Annotated in this window: 19 protein-coding genes; 18 read left to right on the forward strand and 1 reads right to left on the reverse strand. The window is 60.7% G+C overall.

Going from position 1 to position 15,379, the window contains the following annotated elements; translation table 11 throughout:
* Window positions 1-240 precede the first annotated feature (240 nt).
* Window positions 241-825, forward strand: a complete 585-nt coding sequence (locus tag C8N31_RS06055; protein ID WP_025048355.1) for a YceI family protein — start codon at window positions 241-243, stop codon at window positions 823-825.
* Window positions 826-880: 55 nt separating this feature from the next.
* Here the strand turns inward: C8N31_RS06055 and C8N31_RS06060 are convergent, their stop codons facing one another.
* Entirely contained in the window at window positions 881-2,080 is a 1,200-nt protein-coding gene (locus C8N31_RS06060) for a cytochrome b/b6 domain-containing protein (RefSeq protein WP_025048354.1), read from the reverse strand.
* 141 nt (window positions 2,081-2,221) lie between these two features.
* Here C8N31_RS06060 and fabD point away from each other — a divergent pair, with 141 nt between their 5' ends.
* The 17 genes from fabD (at window position 2,222) to C8N31_RS06145 (ending at window position 15,379) form a co-directional block, all read left to right on the forward strand.
* Entirely contained in the window at window positions 2,222-3,154 is a 933-nt protein-coding gene (fabD, locus tag C8N31_RS06065; protein ID WP_025048353.1) for an ACP S-malonyltransferase, read from the forward strand.
* Window positions 3,154-3,720 (forward strand): COG3904 family protein, encoded by a 567-nt coding sequence (locus C8N31_RS06070; RefSeq protein ID WP_025048352.1) that lies wholly within the window; start codon window positions 3,154-3,156, stop codon window positions 3,718-3,720. The genes fabD and C8N31_RS06070 overlap by 1 nt, the downstream gene beginning before the upstream one ends.
* A gap of 24 nt (window positions 3,721-3,744) precedes the next feature.
* On the forward strand, window positions 3,745-4,482 hold the full coding sequence (gene fabG / locus C8N31_RS06075; RefSeq protein WP_025048351.1) for a 3-oxoacyl-[acyl-carrier-protein] reductase: 738 nt from the start codon (window positions 3,745-3,747) through the stop codon (window positions 4,480-4,482).
* Between the two features lie 202 nt (window positions 4,483-4,684).
* Window positions 4,685-4,918 (forward strand): acyl carrier protein, encoded by a 234-nt coding sequence (locus tag C8N31_RS06080; RefSeq protein ID WP_025048350.1) that lies wholly within the window; start codon window positions 4,685-4,687, stop codon window positions 4,916-4,918.
* A 180-nt stretch (window positions 4,919-5,098) separates the two neighbouring features.
* Window positions 5,099-5,632 carry a GNAT family N-acetyltransferase gene (locus tag C8N31_RS06085; protein ID WP_025048349.1) on the forward strand — a complete coding sequence of 178 codons (534 nt, stop codon included), beginning with the start codon at window positions 5,099-5,101 and terminating at the stop codon, window positions 5,630-5,632.
* A 133-nt stretch (window positions 5,633-5,765) separates the two neighbouring features.
* Entirely contained in the window at window positions 5,766-7,025 is a 1,260-nt protein-coding gene (gene fabF, locus C8N31_RS06090) for a beta-ketoacyl-ACP synthase II (protein ID WP_025048348.1), read from the forward strand.
* Window positions 7,025-8,209 (forward strand): endolytic transglycosylase MltG, encoded by a 1,185-nt coding sequence (gene mltG / locus C8N31_RS06095; protein WP_025048347.1) that lies wholly within the window; start codon window positions 7,025-7,027, stop codon window positions 8,207-8,209. Before fabF ends, mltG begins: the two co-directional genes overlap by 1 nt.
* A 188-nt stretch (window positions 8,210-8,397) precedes the next feature.
* Window positions 8,398-8,742, forward strand: coding sequence for a hypothetical protein (locus C8N31_RS06100; RefSeq protein ID WP_107992354.1), 345 nt, complete (start codon window positions 8,398-8,400; stop codon window positions 8,740-8,742).
* Window positions 8,651-10,021 carry a DNA-packaging protein gene (locus tag C8N31_RS06105; protein ID WP_197021518.1) on the forward strand — a complete coding sequence of 457 codons (1,371 nt, stop codon included), beginning with the start codon at window positions 8,651-8,653 and terminating at the stop codon, window positions 10,019-10,021. The genes C8N31_RS06100 and C8N31_RS06105 overlap by 92 nt, the downstream gene beginning before the upstream one ends.
* A gap of 173 nt (window positions 10,022-10,194) precedes the next feature.
* Window positions 10,195-11,370, forward strand: coding sequence for a phage portal protein (locus C8N31_RS06110; RefSeq protein WP_025048344.1), 1,176 nt, complete (start codon window positions 10,195-10,197; stop codon window positions 11,368-11,370).
* Window positions 11,363-11,587 (forward strand): GTA head formation protein, RCAP_rcc01685 family, encoded by a 225-nt coding sequence (locus C8N31_RS06115; RefSeq protein WP_025048343.1) that lies wholly within the window; start codon window positions 11,363-11,365, stop codon window positions 11,585-11,587. Before C8N31_RS06110 ends, C8N31_RS06115 begins: the two co-directional genes overlap by 8 nt.
* A 38-nt stretch (window positions 11,588-11,625) precedes the next feature.
* The gene (locus C8N31_RS06120) at window positions 11,626-12,249 is read left to right on the forward strand and encodes an HK97 family phage prohead protease (RefSeq protein ID WP_420834948.1); all 624 of its coding nucleotides are present in this window, start codon (window positions 11,626-11,628) and stop codon (window positions 12,247-12,249) included.
* On the forward strand, window positions 12,246-13,415 hold the full coding sequence (locus C8N31_RS06125; RefSeq protein WP_025048341.1) for a phage major capsid protein: 1,170 nt from the start codon (window positions 12,246-12,248) through the stop codon (window positions 13,413-13,415). The genes C8N31_RS06120 and C8N31_RS06125 overlap by 4 nt, the downstream gene beginning before the upstream one ends.
* A gap of 158 nt (window positions 13,416-13,573) precedes the next feature.
* Window positions 13,574-14,167, forward strand: a complete 594-nt coding sequence (locus C8N31_RS06130; RefSeq protein WP_025048340.1) for a head-tail connector protein — start codon at window positions 13,574-13,576, stop codon at window positions 14,165-14,167.
* On the forward strand, window positions 14,164-14,502 hold the full coding sequence (locus tag C8N31_RS06135) for a head-tail adaptor protein (protein WP_025048339.1): 339 nt from the start codon (window positions 14,164-14,166) through the stop codon (window positions 14,500-14,502). Before C8N31_RS06130 ends, C8N31_RS06135 begins: the two co-directional genes overlap by 4 nt.
* Window positions 14,499-14,909: a DUF3168 domain-containing protein gene (locus C8N31_RS06140; protein WP_025048338.1), complete on the forward strand. Its 411-nt coding sequence runs from the start codon at window positions 14,499-14,501 to the stop codon at window positions 14,907-14,909. The genes C8N31_RS06135 and C8N31_RS06140 overlap by 4 nt, the downstream gene beginning before the upstream one ends.
* A gap of 44 nt (window positions 14,910-14,953) precedes the next feature.
* Window positions 14,954-15,379, forward strand: a complete 426-nt coding sequence (locus C8N31_RS06145) for a phage major tail protein, TP901-1 family (protein ID WP_025048337.1) — start codon at window positions 14,954-14,956, stop codon at window positions 15,377-15,379.

The following is a 15,379-nucleotide window of genomic DNA, read 5'->3' on the forward strand; positions in this document are numbered from 1 at the left end:
AACGCCCGGTCAAGACAGGCAGAACGCCTGAAAGGTCAGGGCAGAACGCCCGCAGCAGAGGCAGAATGCCTTGAGACCACCCAACAACGCCCCGGCAAAAGCCGGGGCGTTTGTTTTTGCGCCGCTCATCACCGCCCAGTGTTCATAAATGCGCAGACCCTGTTCAGACCTGTCCAATTGCGCTTGCCTGTCTGATCCCCATTTTGGCCTGCACAAACGCAAACCAACGGAGCGACCCAAATGAAAAACGCAATTCTTGCCTCGGCCCTTGGCCTGACCACCGTGCTGGCCGGACCAGCCTTTGCTGCGGATGCAGAGAAATATGTGCTGGATGCCAGCCACAGCCAAATCCTGTTTGAGTACAACCACCTCGGTTTTTCCACGACCTATGGCATGTTCTCCGGCTTTGAAGGCGAGATCATGTTTGACGAGGCCGCACCAGAGGCGTCTTCTGTTACGGTCTCGATGCCTGTGATGTCGATGTTCACCGGCTGGGAAGAGCGCCACGCGCATTTCATGTCGCCTGATTTCTTTGCGGCAGGGGACGACGAAATGGTCAGCTTTGCCTCAACCGGAATCGAAGTGACGGGTGAGGGCACCGCGCTGATTACGGGCGATTTGACGCTGAATGATGTGACCAAATCGGTGGTTCTGGATGCCAAGCTGAACCAGAAGGGTGATCATCCGATGGCGGGCAAGCCCTGGATGGGCTTTGATGCCACAACAACGCTGGTGCGCTCTGACTACAACCTTGGCAAATTTGCACCGTTTGTCAGCGACGAAGTGCAGGTGAAAATTTCGATCGAGGCGATGAAAGCCGATTAAGCCTTCACTCCGAGACAGAACAAAGGCCGCCGGGCATCTACGGCGGCCTTTTTTGTTATTCTGCGCCGCGCACAGCGGTCAGCGTGATCTTGACGCGCACCTCAAAGCCCAGCGTTGCGGGATCATTCACATTGTCGCCAATCCCAAAGCTGCGCCGGTCCAGTGTCAGATCACCGCGCATTTCGGCGCGGTTGCCATCAACCGACAGGCTGAACGGTAGGGTCAGCGGCGCGGTTTGATCCTTGATGGTCAGGGTGCCGATGGCCTCATAGCCGTCAGAGGCATGTCTGATATCTGCTTTGAACACCGCCGTGGGGTGATCGGTGGCGGCAAAAAAGTCGGGGCCAAGCGCTTGACCCGTCACAGACCCAAGGGTGAGTGAGGGGATGGAGACCGTGGTTTCGACATTGCCGACACTGATATCCGCGGTTGGTACGGTTTCATCGAAGGTGATGACAGACGTCCAATCGGCGAAACTGCCGGTGATTTCAGAGCCGAACTGAACCACGGCAATCTCGATGTTGCCGGTTTCGACTTGCCACTGTGATGTGACTTCGGCCAATGCTTCGGGTGCGGCTTCGGTCTTGCTACCCGCCATTGCTGCCGACAGGCCAAGCGCCGCGAGCCAAAGCGCAATGGCGGCCATCACAGGTGTGCGGCTGTGGCCTTGATCTGGTAGGGGCGGTAGGTCTGGGCGGCCCGGTAACATCCGGCGCAGGGTCGCGTCGCGGTCAATCACGTGGTGTTTCACCGCGCCCGCAATATGCAACAGCAATGACAGGATCAGCAGCCGCCCGGACACCCAATGCAGCGCACCAAAGAAATGCTCAACTGCGGTGGATTTTGGCACCATCGGCAGCCCCTGCCCAAAGGGCCACCAGATCGGGGCAAACCCCGCCGCTGCCGCGTGAGAGATCCAGCCGGACAGCGGCACCACCACCATCGCAGCGTAGAGCATCCAATGCACGGTGTCCGCCGCCCAGCTTTCCAGCTTTTTGTCCGCGTTCAAGAGGCCGGGCTTGGGCTGGCTGATGGCCCAGATGATCCGCAGGACAGCAAGGAAGAATGCCAGCACGCCCAATGTCTTATGTAGTGAAAACAGCCATGCCTTGCGGGCCAGTTCTGCGTCTGTGTCAAAGGGCAACTGGTGGGCAATCCACCCCATCGGGATCAGCGACAGGATCAGCAAGGCCATCAGCCAATGGATCGCTTTTGTCACCGCGCCATAGCGGGTTTGGGTGTTGGATAGGGACATTGTCAACTCCTGCCTTGGGTTTGGGTCAACCTAAGGGGCAATCTGGCCAAGACAATGACAATCCATGCACAGGGCCTCTGCACTCTTGTTCAGGGGGGCGGCGCAGGCTAGACCAAGGGCCACTGAAAAGAAGGGGCCATCATGAGCATCGCATTCGTATTTCCCGGACAGGGCGCACAGACAATCGGCATGGGCCGCGCATTGGCCGACGCCTATCCAGAGGCGCGGGCCGTTTTTGATGAAGTCGACGCGGCGCTGGGTGAAAAGCTGTCGGATTTGATCTGGGAGGGCGACATCGAGGCCCTGACTCTGACGGAAAACGCGCAGCCAGCCCTGATGGCCACCTCGATGGCGGCGATGGCAGCATTGAAGGCTGAAGGGATTGGTCTTGATCGCGCGGCCTTTGTTGCCGGGCATTCGCTGGGCGAATATTCGGCGCTTTGCGCGGCGGGCACGTTGTCTTTGGCCGATACCGCACGTTTGCTGCGCATTCGCGGCAAGGCGATGCAGGCGGCGGTGCCTGTGGGCCAAGGCGCGATGGCGGCGGTGCTGGGTCTGGACGCGGAGACAGCGGCCAAAGTGGCCGACGATGCGGCGCAGGGCGATGTGTGCCAATTGGCCAATGAAAACGATCCGACGCAAAACGTTTTGTCCGGCAGCAAGGCGGCGATTGAACGGGCGGTTGTTCTGGCCAAAGAAGCAGGCGCAAAACGCGCCCTGCCTTTGCCGGTCTCCGCGCCGTTCCATTGTGCCTTGATGCAGCCCGCAGCAGATGAAATGGCCCGCGCCTTGGGCGAGGTCATGATGAATGCGCCGCAGGTGCCGTTGGTGGCGAATGTCACAGCGGAGGCGGTGACCGATGCAGGCCAGATCCGCGATTTGCTGGTGCAGCAGGTGACCGGGCGCGTGCGCTGGCGGTCTTCGGTTGAATGGATGGCCGCGCAGGGCGTGACCGAATTTTGGGAAATCGGCGCGGGCAAAGCCCTCTCTGGCATGATCCGCCGGATCGCCAAGGACAGCGCGATGCGGGCCATCGGCACGCCGGATGATGTTGCGGCGGCCAAAGACGCGTAATGCGGCTGGCCGCGCTTTTTGTCGCTGTTCTGGCGGTTCTCGGCTGTGCGATTGCGGACAATGCCGTGGACCGCACAACGATGGAGGTGCGCGGCAGCCAGCTTTGGATCAGCGGTGAGATCAACAGCCGCACACCGGCCAATTTTGAGGCGGTGATCGCGGGAAATCCGCAGATTACGGTGGTGGTGCAAGGGGTTATGCCGGGATCATTGGATGATCAGGCGGTGTTGAGGATGGGGTATTTTCTGCGCGACCGGAGGCTGAACACCCATTTGACAGCGCAAAGCGAAATCTATTCGGGTGCGGTGGACCTGTTTTTGGCGGGCGTGCGGCGCACCGCGCAAAATGGCGCGGTGATCGGGGTGCATAGCTGGGCTGATGGTTTTGGTGAGGGCAGCAGCTATCCCAAGGACGCAGCAGAGCATCAGGCCAATGCGCAGTACACCCGCGATATGCTGGGCAGTGATGCGTTTTACTGGTTTACCTTGCAGGCCGCGCCCTCAGACGGGATACATGAGATGACACGGGGCGAATTGGCGCGGTTTGGCGTGCTGACCCAGCCCTAAACGAGAAAGAGCAAAGGAAAAGACATGTTTGATCTGACAGGTAAAAATGCCCTTGTCACAGGAGCATCCGGCGGGATCGGCGCAGATATTGCCCGCACATTGCACGCACGCGGTGCAGCGGTTGGCCTGTCCGGCACGCGCACTGAGCCGCTTGAGGCGCTGGCCGCCGAACTGGGCGAGCGGGCGCATGTGTTGCCGTGTAACCTAAGCGATATGGAGGCGGTTGAGGCGCTGCCCAAACAGGCGGCCGAAGCGATGGGATCGGTTGATATTCTGGTCAACAACGCCGGGATCACCCGCGACAACCTGTTTATGCGGATGTCCGATGATGAATGGCAGTCGGTTTTGAATGTGAACCTGACCGCAACTTTCAAGCTGTGCAAAGGTGTGATGCGCGGCATGATGAAGGCCCGTTGGGGCCGGATCGTAAATATTTCCAGCGTTGTTGGCGCCACGGGCAACCCCGGTCAGGCCAATTATGCCGCGTCCAAAGCAGGCATGGTGGGCATGTCAAAATCGCTTGCCTACGAAGTTGCCAGCCGCGGGATCACGGTAAATGCGGTCGCGCCCGGATTTATCACCACGGCGATGACCGACAAGCTGACCGATGATCAAAAGGCTGGAATCATGGGGCAAATCCCTGCCGGGCGCATGGGCGAGCCGTCCGAGATTGCCGCTGCTGTGGTCTATCTTTCGAGCAATGAAGCGGCCTATGTGACCGGGACCACCTTGCATGTGAACGGCGGCATGGCCATGTTGTAGCCTCTGACGCAAAACGTTTGCCTGATAGGATTGATATGGTAAACGAGGCGCAGATTCGTATCGAGGGGTGCTTGATCGCACCCTATTCCCTGTGCGAACAGGGGAAATAGCCGCCTCGGCAACGGGGTAATTTCCAAGCGTCGATCAACGGCGTGCGGATAGAAAAGGGCCCAAACAGGGCCAAAGACATGAGGACTTACTTATGAGCGACGTCGCAGACCGCGTGAAAAAAATCGTTGTGGAACACCTTGGTGTTGAAGAGGACAAAGTGACCGAGAATGCGTCGTTCATCGACGATCTGGGCGCAGACAGCCTTGACACCGTTGAGTTGGTGATGGCGTTCGAAGAAGAGTTCGGCATCGAAATTCCTGATGACGCAGCCGAAAACATCCAGACCTTTGGCGATGCGGTGAAGTTCATCAAAGAAGCCTCTTAATCGGCTTTTGCCGTACCGGCCTGCGGGTCTTGTGCGCAGACGACATTCAAAGCGGCGTTGTTCCATGGCGGAATGACGCCGTTTTTTGTTGGGCGGGGCAAAGCAGGGCTTGTGCTAGGCTTCGACCCGCGCAAAACTGAGGCAAAGCAGCAGTTTACGAGTGAAGGCAATTCACCCTCAATGTCCCGAAATATACCAACCATCAACACCCGAAGATTGACCCTGCGCGCCATGCGGGCCGAGGATTTTGGCCGCTTTGCCGAAATCTGGGCGATGCCCGAAGTGGTGACACATATCAGCGGCAAACCGCGCCCCAAGTCACAATCATGGGATGCGTTTTTGCGCAATGCAGGTCATTGGCAGATCACCGGCTTTGGCCAATGGGCCATCGAGGTGCACCGGCAACACCAGATGGCTGGGCAGACCGGCTTTTTCTTTGGCTCGCGCGGTTTGGGCGATGATTTCGACCCTTTCCCCGAAGCTGGGTGGGTGTTGGAGCCCGGCAGTCAGGGGCAGGGTTTGGGGCTTGAGGCCGTACAGGCCGCCCATGATTGGTTCGACCGTGTGATCGCGGGGCGGACGGTTTGCATGATCACGCCGGACAACAGCGGGTCACTGCGGATTGCGCGTGAAGTGGGCTATGTGCCGCTGCGCGAGGCGGAGTTTGGCGGCGATGTTGTACAATTGCTGACCCGCAAGGGGCCTGTAGGTTAACTTGAGGGCTTGGCGGAGGCGGTAGGCCGTGCAAGGCTCGTACGGCTGTGCGGGGGCGTGCCTGCGCACTTGAACAAAGGGGGCGCCGCAAGGTATAGCCCCCCAAAGCGATATAACACCAAGGGGCTTGGATATGCGCAGAGTAGTTGTAACCGGTTTGGGTTTGGTAACGCCGTTGGCAGATGGCGTCGAGGAAAGCTGGAGCCGCATTCTGGATGGTCAGTCCGGGGCGGGGCCGATCACGGGTTTTGATGCCAGCAATCTGGTGACGCAATACGCCTGCGAAGTGCCTTTGGGTGACGGCAGCGACGGCACGTTTGACGCTGGCAAATACATGGAACCCAAGGAACAGCGCAAAGTCGATACCTTTATTCTGTTTGGCATGGCCGCCGCGCAGCAAGCTGTGGAAGACAGTGGCTGGACGCCGACAGATGTTGAAGACCTTGAGCGCACTGGCGTTTTGATCGGGTCCGGCATTGGCGGATTGAACTCTATCGCCAACACCGCCGTGATGATGAAGGAAAAAGGCCCGCGCCGCGTGAGCCCGTTCTTTGTGCCCGGTGCGTTGATCAACCTGATCTCGGGTCAGGTATCGATCCGTTATGGGTTTAAAGGGCCGAACCATTCGGTTGTGACCGCCTGTTCCACCGGCGCACATGCCATTGGCGATGCCAGCCGCTTGATCATGCTGGGTGATGCGGATGTGATGGTTGCAGGCGGCGCGGAAGCGGCGATTTGCGAGATTGGCATTGCTGGTTTCAATGCCTGTAAAGCGCTGTCGACCAAGCGCGGCGATGATCCCAAATCCGCCAGCCGTCCCTATGACGCAGACCGGGATGGTTTTGTCATGGGTGAAGGCGCGGGCATCGTGGTCTTGGAAGAATATGAACACGCCAAGGCGCGTGGCGCAAAGATCTATGCCGAGGTACTGGGCTATGGCCTGTCAGGGGATGCCTATCACATCACCGCGCCATCAGAAGATGGTGAGGGCGGCGAGCGGTCCATGCGGGCGGCGTTGCGCTCTGCCGGGCTTGAGCCGAAGGACATCGACTATATCAACGCGCACGGCACGTCGACGATGGCCGATACCATTGAATTGGGCGCGGTTGAGCGGATGATGGGCGAAGATGCGGGCAAGGTGACGATGTCATCGACAAAATCCGCGACGGGCCACCTGTTGGGTGCGGCGGGCGCGATTGAGGGGATTTTCTCGATTCTTGCGATCCGCGATCAGGTAGCGCCGCCAACGATCAACCTGGATAACCCGGCGGTCGAAACGCCGATTGATCTGGCCCCCAACAAAAAGGTTGAGCGCGAGATCAACGTGGCGCTGAGCAACTCGTTCGGCTTTGGTGGTACCAACGCAAGCGTTCTGTTTGGGAAAGTCAAATAATGTGGCGACACATCGCGTCTAACGCGGTCACGTTCCTGTCGGTCCTGTTGTTCCTCGTGGGGGGCGTGATCCTATGGGGCAAGGGACAGTATCAGGCGGAAGGGCCGCTGACGCAGGCGATTTGCTTGCAGGTGGAGCGTGGATCGAACATGCGCAAAGTGAGCCGCAGCCTTGCCGAGCAGGGCGCGGTGAGTTCTGCGGCGATTTTCCGGATCGGGTCGGATTACCAAGAAAAGACCGCGCAGTTGAAAGCGGGCAGTTTTCTGGTGCAGCCGGGCACGTCGATGGCGGAAATTGTCGATGTGATCACCAAAGGCGGGGCCAGCACTTGTGGCACCGAAGTTGTGTACCGGATCGGTATCAACCGTGTGTCGGTGCAGGTGCGTGAGCTTGATCCATCCACCAACCGGTTTGTCGAGCGGGTGGAGTTTAGCCCCGCCACCGATGAGGTGCCGGAGTTGTTCACCCAGACCACCGCCAAGGGCGACACGCGGTTTCGCATTGCGATGGCCGAAGGTGTGACCAGTTGGCAGGTGGTGGAGGCGCTTAAGGGGATTGAGGTTCTGGATGGCGAGATCGCCAAACAGCCGCCCGAAGGATCGCTTGCGCCCGACAGTTATGAAGTGCGCCCCGGCGATGACCGCGCAGAGGTGATTGCCCAGATGCAAGACGCGCAGGAACTGTTGGTTTCTGCCGCCTGGGAGGCCCGTGACCCGGATCTGCCGATTGAGACACCAGAAGATCTGCTGATCCTGGCCTCGATCGTGGAAAAGGAAACCGGCGTGCCCGAAGAACGGCGGCAGGTGGCCAGCGTGTTTGTGAACCGTCTGAACCAGGGCATGCGTTTGCAGACCGACCCGACAGTCATTTACGGCATCACCAAAGGGCAGGGCATTCTTGGGCGCGGCTTGCGCAGGTCTGAACTGCGCAAGGCAACCCCTTGGAATACTTATGTGATTGAAGGTTTGCCGCCGACACCGATTGCCAATCCCGGACGGGCCAGCCTGATGGCGGCGGCGCAACCGGACGAGAGCCCGTTCATCTTTTTCGTGGCTGATGGCACGGGCGGTCACGCTTTTGCCGAGACCCTGGATGAGCACAACCGCAACGTGGCCAAATGGCGTGTGATCGAAGCGGAGCGCGGTGCGGCAGCGGCGGGCAATGCATCGACGGGCGGAGACTAGGCGCGTGCGACCGCTTTGGCGTGCGATTAGGTAAGGTCTTGTTAACACTATTGTTCTTGACTTTGCGCACGGTCTGATCTATAGATTTTGTCACGCTAGCAGACGTGAATGAACGGCCCCGAGGGATACCTCGTGGGCCGTTTTGCGTTTGGTTGGTCGGGAATTCCTTACAAGAGGTTTGCGCGACAATGACAGTAATCACCCCGGACGAAGAAATTGCGCATGGTGTTGAGATCCTTGACGCCCTGCGGGCCGCAATTCGGGTGTTGCGGCAAGAGATCGAAGGCCAGACGCAAACGGCCCGATCTGGGGAGGATATCGACAAGACACAGATGGCGAAGCAACTGCGCGACATGCAGGGGCTGGTGACGCAATGCACAAAGGCGGAGATGTTTCTGAATGACTGTAGAAATCGACAAGCGGGAATCGCAAGGGCAGGCCATGCCCTCGATCTGGAGCAAGCAAGGGCTGATATCGGGTGCAAACTGGATCGCCTGCGCAGATGCAGCGGTGCAGGCCGAATTTCTGGATGACCTAAGCGCGGGGGAGCTGATGGCGCTGCCCTATTTGTTTGAGTTCTGGGCGTTGCCGCATCAATTGCCGCCGGAGGGCGCGTGGCGGACCTGGGTTGTGCTGGGCGGGCGCGGGGCGGGCAAGACCCGTGCGGGTGCGGAATGGGTGCGCAGCATGGTGGAGGGTGCGCGGCCTCTGGACAAGGGGCGGTGCCGCAGGGTGGCCTTGGTGGGCGAAACCATTGAACAGGTCCGCGAAGTGATGATCTTTGGTGACAGCGGTATTCTGGCTTGTTCGCCGGATGACCGCAAACCCGATTGGGAGGCCTCACGGAAACGCTTGATCTGGCCCAATGGTGCGGTGGCGACAGTGCACACGGCCCATGACCCCGAAGGGCTGCGCGGACCGCAGTTTGATGCCGCCTGGGTGGATGAACTGGCCAAATGGAAGCGCGGGCAGGAGGCTTGGGACCAGTTGCAATTTGCACTGCGGTTGGGCGATGACCCGCGGGTTTGTGTGACCACGACGCCGCGCAATGTGGATGTATTGAAAAAGCTGCTGAAGTCGCCGTCGACGGTACAGACCCATGCGCCCACCGAGGCGAACGCGGCCAACCTGGCAAGTTCGTTCATGGAAGAGGTGCGCGCACGGTATCGCGGCACGCGGATGGGGCGGCAAGAGCTGGACGGGGTTTTGTTGTCCGATGCGGAAGGCGCTTTGTGGACCAGCGAGATGTTGGAGCAAGGCCGTCTTGAAGCCCCGCCGGAGTTTGACCGGATTGTTGTCGGTCTGGACCCGTCGATCAGCAGCGGTGCCAGTGCCGATGAATGCGGGATCGTGGTGGTCGGCGCGACGACCAAGGGGCCAGTGCAGGACTGGCGGGCGGTGGTTCTGGCTGATTGCACGGTGCAGGGGGCCAGCCCCGGCGCATGGGCCAAGGCGGCGATTGCCGCGATGGAGCAGTTTGGTGCGGATCGTCTGGTGGTCGAGGTCAATCAAGGCGGCCAGATGGTCAGCGAGGTTTTGCACGGCGTTGATCCGATGCTGCCCATCAAGGCCGTGCATGCCAGTCGCGGCAAGGCGGCGCGGGCGGAACCGGTGGCGGCGCTTTATGAGCAAGGACGGGTGCGGCATTTGCGCGGCTTGGATGCGCTTGAGGACCAGATGTGCCGGATGACGGCGCGGGGCTATGAGGGTGGCGGCAGTCCGGACCGGGTGGATGCGCTGGTCTGGGCCATTCACGAGCTGATGATTGCGCCTGCCGCCAAGTGGCGCGCACCGGGGGTGCGGACCCTGTGATGGCATTCTGTGCGGCCAGCGCCGCGCAGGAGTTTTTCTTGCCAAATGAAGCGGGGGCAGGCGCGAAACGAGGTGTCGCGCCAAGCGGCGCACGGTCTGGTTTCGCGGCCTTAACCTTTTGTTGGCAAGTTCTGTTTGCGCCGGTTGGGGCAGAGTGAATGAGGAGTGACGTGATGGTTTTGGATTTCCTGCGGCGCGGGGCGGCGGCAGAGGCACCGGCGCAGAAGGCATCGGCCACGGGTCCGGTTGTGGCCTATCAGACCTCGGGCCGTGTGGCCTGGAGCCCCCGTGACACAGCGAGCCTGACGCGGGCCGGGTTTTGCGGCAATCCTGTTGGGTTCCGGTCGGTCAAGCTGATTGCCGAAGCGGCGGCGGCTTTGCCATTGGCGGTGCAGGATGCGGCGCAGCGGTATGAGAGCCATCCGATTGCGGCGCTGCTCGCGCGGCCCAATGGGGCGCAGGGACGGGCCGAGTTGTTGGAGGCGCTCTATGCGCAGTTGCTGCTCAGCGGCAATGGCTATGTGGAGGCTGTGGGAGACGCCGGGGTTCCGGTGGAGTTGCATGTTTTGCGATCGGACCGGATGTCGGTGGTGCCGGGGGCGGATGGCTGGCCGATGGCCTATGAATATGCTGTTGGCGGGCGCAAGCACCGGTTTGATCTGCGCGGTGACAGAGATCCGATTTGCCATATCCGCAACTTTCATCCGCAGGACGATCATTACGGGTTCAGCCCGATGCAGGCGGCGGCGATGGCGCTGGATGTGCACAATGCCGCATCGCGTTGGTCGAAGGCCCTATTGGACAATGCAGCGCGGCCCTCGGGCGCGATTGTATACAAGGGCGCAGAAGGTCAGGGCAAGCTGAGCGAGGATCAGTATGACCGGCTGGTGAGCGAGATGGAGAGCCACCATCAAGGGGCGCGCAATGCCGGGCGTCCGATGTTGCTGGAGGGTGGTTTGGATTGGAAACCCATGGGCTTTTCCCCCTCCGACATGGAATTTCAAAAGACTAAGGAGGCCGCGGCGCGGGAGATCGCGCTGGCTTATGGCGTGCCGCCGATGCTGATCGGGGTTCAGGGCGATGCGACCTATGCCAACTATCAAGAGGCGCACCGGGCGTTCTACCGGCTGACGGTGCTGCCATTGGCGACGCGGGTGACGGCGGCGCTGGGGCATTGGCTGTCCGGCCTGTCGGGCGAGGCGGTAGAGGTGAAGCCGGATCTGGATCAGGTGCCCGCCCTGTCTGCGGAGCGGGACGCGCAATGGGCGCGGGTGGCGCAGGCGGAGTTCCTGAGCCAAGCCGAAAAGCGCCGGATGCTGGGCCTGCCTGCGGTGGTGGCCGATGAGTGAAGTGCCGGCATATGAGCGGTTTGAATGCGCACCGGGGTTGCGGCTTCAGGCGCATGAACGGGTGAGCGAGATCCATCATGACAACCTTTTGCGGCGGCTGGACCGTTTGGAGGACATGATGGAGCGGATGGAACGGCGGCTTTGGCTGACGGTCTATGGGGTGGTTGCCGTGATCCTGGCGCAAGCGGTGCAGAGCTTTCTGGTGGTGACGCCTTAGGCGCAAATTTCGAAGGAGCAGTCATGGAATATGATGGAATGCGCTTTGGCCTTGGGCCGGAGCATGGGGAAGATTTGCCCGGTGAGCAGGGCCGTTTGGAGCGCAAGTTTGCACGGTTTGGAAGTGCGGAGCCGGTCGAGGGCGGCGTGCAGATCAGCGGATATGCAAGCCTGTTTGATGCCGCAGATCAGAGCGGGGATGTGGTGCAATCCGGCGCCTATACCCGGAGCCTGAACGGGCTGCGGGAGGCGGGGCGCAGCGTCAAAATGTTGTGGCAGCACGATCCATCCGAACCCATCGGCATTTGGGATGAGGTGCGCGAGGACGCCCGCGGTCTGTGGGTCAAGGGGCGCATTCTGGACAGCGTGGCCAAGGGCCGCGAAGCCGCGGCGTTGATCGTAGCGGGGGCGATTGATGGATTGTCGATTGGATACCGGACCGTCAAGGCCAGCAAGACGGCCAAGGGGCAACGTTTGTTGGCGGAACTGGAGCTTTGGGAGGTGTCATTGGTGACCTTTCCGATGCTGCCGAATGCGCGGGTCGGGGCGAAGGCAGAGGACAGGCAAGGCGCCGCAGACATGCGGCAGATGGCAGGGATCTTTGAAGGGGCGCGGCGTGATCTGCGCCGGATCAGGCAACGAGGGATCGAGGAAAACAAATGAGCGAGAGCAAAATGATGGGCGGCGATCTGCCCCCGGCGGAGGAAGTGCGGCAGGCCGTGAACGGGTTTGTCACGGAATTCAAAGGCTTCCAGACCGAAATCGAAACGAAACTGCAACAAACAGAAGAGCGAATGACCATGTTGGACCGCAAGATGACACTGCCTGCACGTACCCCGCTGAGCGCGGCAAATGACACCGCCGCGCCGCATCAGGTGGCCTTTCAAGCCTATCTTCGCAATGGCGATGATGACGGGCTGCGGGGGTTGGAGCTGGAGGGCAAGTCGATGTCCACGGCTGTCAATTCTGATGGGGGCTATCTGGTTGATCCGCAGACATCGGAGCGGGTACAATCGGTGTTGAACACCACGGCGTCGATCCGGGCGATTGCGGCGGTGGTGCAGGTCGAGGCGACATCTTATGATGTTTTGGTGGACCATACGGATGTGGGTGCAGGTTGGGCAACGGAGACAGATCCGACCGTTGAAACCGACACGCCGCAGATCGACCGGATCACGATTGCTCTGCATGAGCTGAGCGCCTTGCCGAAGGCCTCGCAGCGATTGCTGGATGACAGTGCCTTTGACATCGAGGGCTGGCTGTCGGGGCGGATCGCGGACAAGTTTGCGCGGGCGGAGGCCGATGCCTTTATCAACGGCGACGGGATCGACAAGCCCAAGGGGCTGATGGCGCATACAGCGGTGGACAATGTGATCTGGAGCTGGGGCAACCTTGGCTATGTGCCGACGGGCCTTGATGGGGATCTGACGGCGGAGGCGATTGTCGATCTGGTTTATGCATTGGGCGCCCAGTACCGCGCCAATGGGTCTTTTGTGATGAATTCCAAGACGGCTGGCCTGGTGCGCAAGCTCAAGGACGGTGATGGCCGGTTCATGTGGTCTGATGGTCTGGCGGCGGGGGAGCCTGCGCGGTTGATGGGCTATCCTGTTTTGGTGGCCGAGGACATGCCGGACGTGGCAAGCGATGCGATGGCGATTGCCTTTGGTGATTTCAACGCAGGTTACACCGTGGCGGAGCGCCCGGATCTGCGCATCCTGCGCGATCCGTTCAGTGCCAAGCCGCATGTCCTGTTCTATGCGACCAAGCGGGTCGGCGGCGATGTAAGCGATTTTGCGGCCATCAAGCTGTTGAAATTTGGTCTGGCCTAAGCCGGAACCAAAAGCGGGGCCGGGGCTTTTGCCCCGGTCCGGGCGCGTGACCAATGACCTGCATTGCCTAGCTGTACCCATCCGACCAAGCGATGCGGGCGGCCGCGCGTCCGGGCAACAGATCGGTCGTGCCAATTGCGATTTTTCGGAGAGTTTCCATGATGTTGATCGAAGAGACACCTGTCGCGGATGCGGCCTTGCCGGTAGAGGCCTTTAAAGCGCATTTGCGGCTTGGCAGTGGCTTTGGTCAGGACGGGTTGCAAGATGTAGTGTTGCTATCCTTTTTGCGTGCCGCTGTGGCGGCGATAGAGACCCGCACTGGTAAGGCGTTGTTCACTCGCGGTTTTGTGTGGACGATAACCCACTGGCGCAACGATGCCGCGCAGCCGCTGCCGATCGCGCCAGTGACGGATCTGACAGATGTGACCGTGATCGCGGGCAATGGCGCGGAGATTGCCGTGGGTCCGGCGCTGTATTGGCTGGAGGCGGACATGCATCGCCCGTGTTTGCGCAGCACGGGAACGGCCCTGCCGGGTATTCCGGCGAGCGGGTCGGTGCGGCTGCGGTTTGATGCCGGAATGGGTGCCGGCTGGGCCGATCTTCCGGCGGATTTGCAGCAGGCGGCGCTGATGTTGGCGGCGCATTACTATGAGTATCGCAACGACACCGGGCTAAGCGAGGGATGCATGCCCTTTGGGGTCAGCAGCCTGATCGAACGGTACAAGACCATTCGCATTGGGGCAGGGGCATGAGCGTGCCGGTCTTATCCCATGCTTTGATCCTTGAGGGGCCAGAGCGGGTGAGTGATGGCGCGGGGGGCTATGCCGAGGGCTGGATCGCGCTCGGCACCCTATGGGCGCAGATCACCGCACGCACAGGCCGGGAAACGGCGCAGGGCGGTGCGCCGGTGAGCCGGGTGTCGCACAGGATCGTGGTGCGCGGCGCGCCCTACGGCAGCCCTGAACGGCCCAAACCGCAGCAGCGTTTGCGCAACGGAGATCGGGTGTTTGTCATTCAGGCCGTGGCGGAGAGGGATGGCGCGGGCCGTTACCTCACCTGCTTTGCCGATGAGGAGGTGGTGGCATGAGTTTTGCACTTTCCGGGCCTTTGCAGGCTGCGATCTATGACGCCTTGCGCGGTGATCCAGTGCTGACAGCGCTGGTGGGCGCTGCGGTTTATGACGCGGTGCCAGCGGGGGCATTGCCAGAGTTATACGTGCGGCTTGGCAGCGAGATGGTTGAAGATGCATCAGATTGCAGCGGTGCGGGTGCGGTGCATGTGGTGACCATTTCGGTGATCACGACGCGGCCGGGGTTTGCCGATGCCAAGGCGGCAGCAGGCGCAGTGAGCGATGCGCTGCATGATGCGGACCTGACATTGAGCCGGGGGCGGTTGGTAAGCCTTTGGTTTGAAAAGGCCAAGGCGCACCGGATCGACGCGGTCTCGGCACGGCAGATTGATATGCGGTTTCGGGCAAGGGTCGAAGACGGCTAGGGCCGCACTTCGGCAAATTTACGAACAATCACAGGAGATACGACATGGCTGTTCAAGCAGGCAAAGACCTATTGGTCAAAATCGACATGACAAGCGACGGGCAGTTCGAGACCGTTGCGGGCCTGCGGGCCACGCGGATCAGTTTCAACGCGGAAACGGTGGACGTGACCGCGCTGGATAGTGAAGGCGGCTGGCGCGAGTTGCTGGTTGGCGTGGGCGTTCGGTCTGCGGCAATCAGTGGATCAGGTGTGTTCCGCGATGCGGGCACGGATGAACGGGCGCGGCAGCTCTTCTTTGACGGGCTGACGCCGGATTTCCAGATCATCATTCCCGATTTTGGTGTGGTTCAGGGGCCGTTTCAGGTGACGGCGCTGGAATATGCGGGGGCGCTGAATGGTGAGGCGACCTATGAGCTGAGCCTGCAATCGGCGGGCATGCTGACCTTTACCGCAGATGTGGTGGTGGTCTGA

The organism is Sulfitobacter mediterraneus (genome assembly GCF_003054325.1).
GTDB lineage: Bacteria > Pseudomonadota > Alphaproteobacteria > Rhodobacterales > Rhodobacteraceae > Sulfitobacter > Sulfitobacter mediterraneus.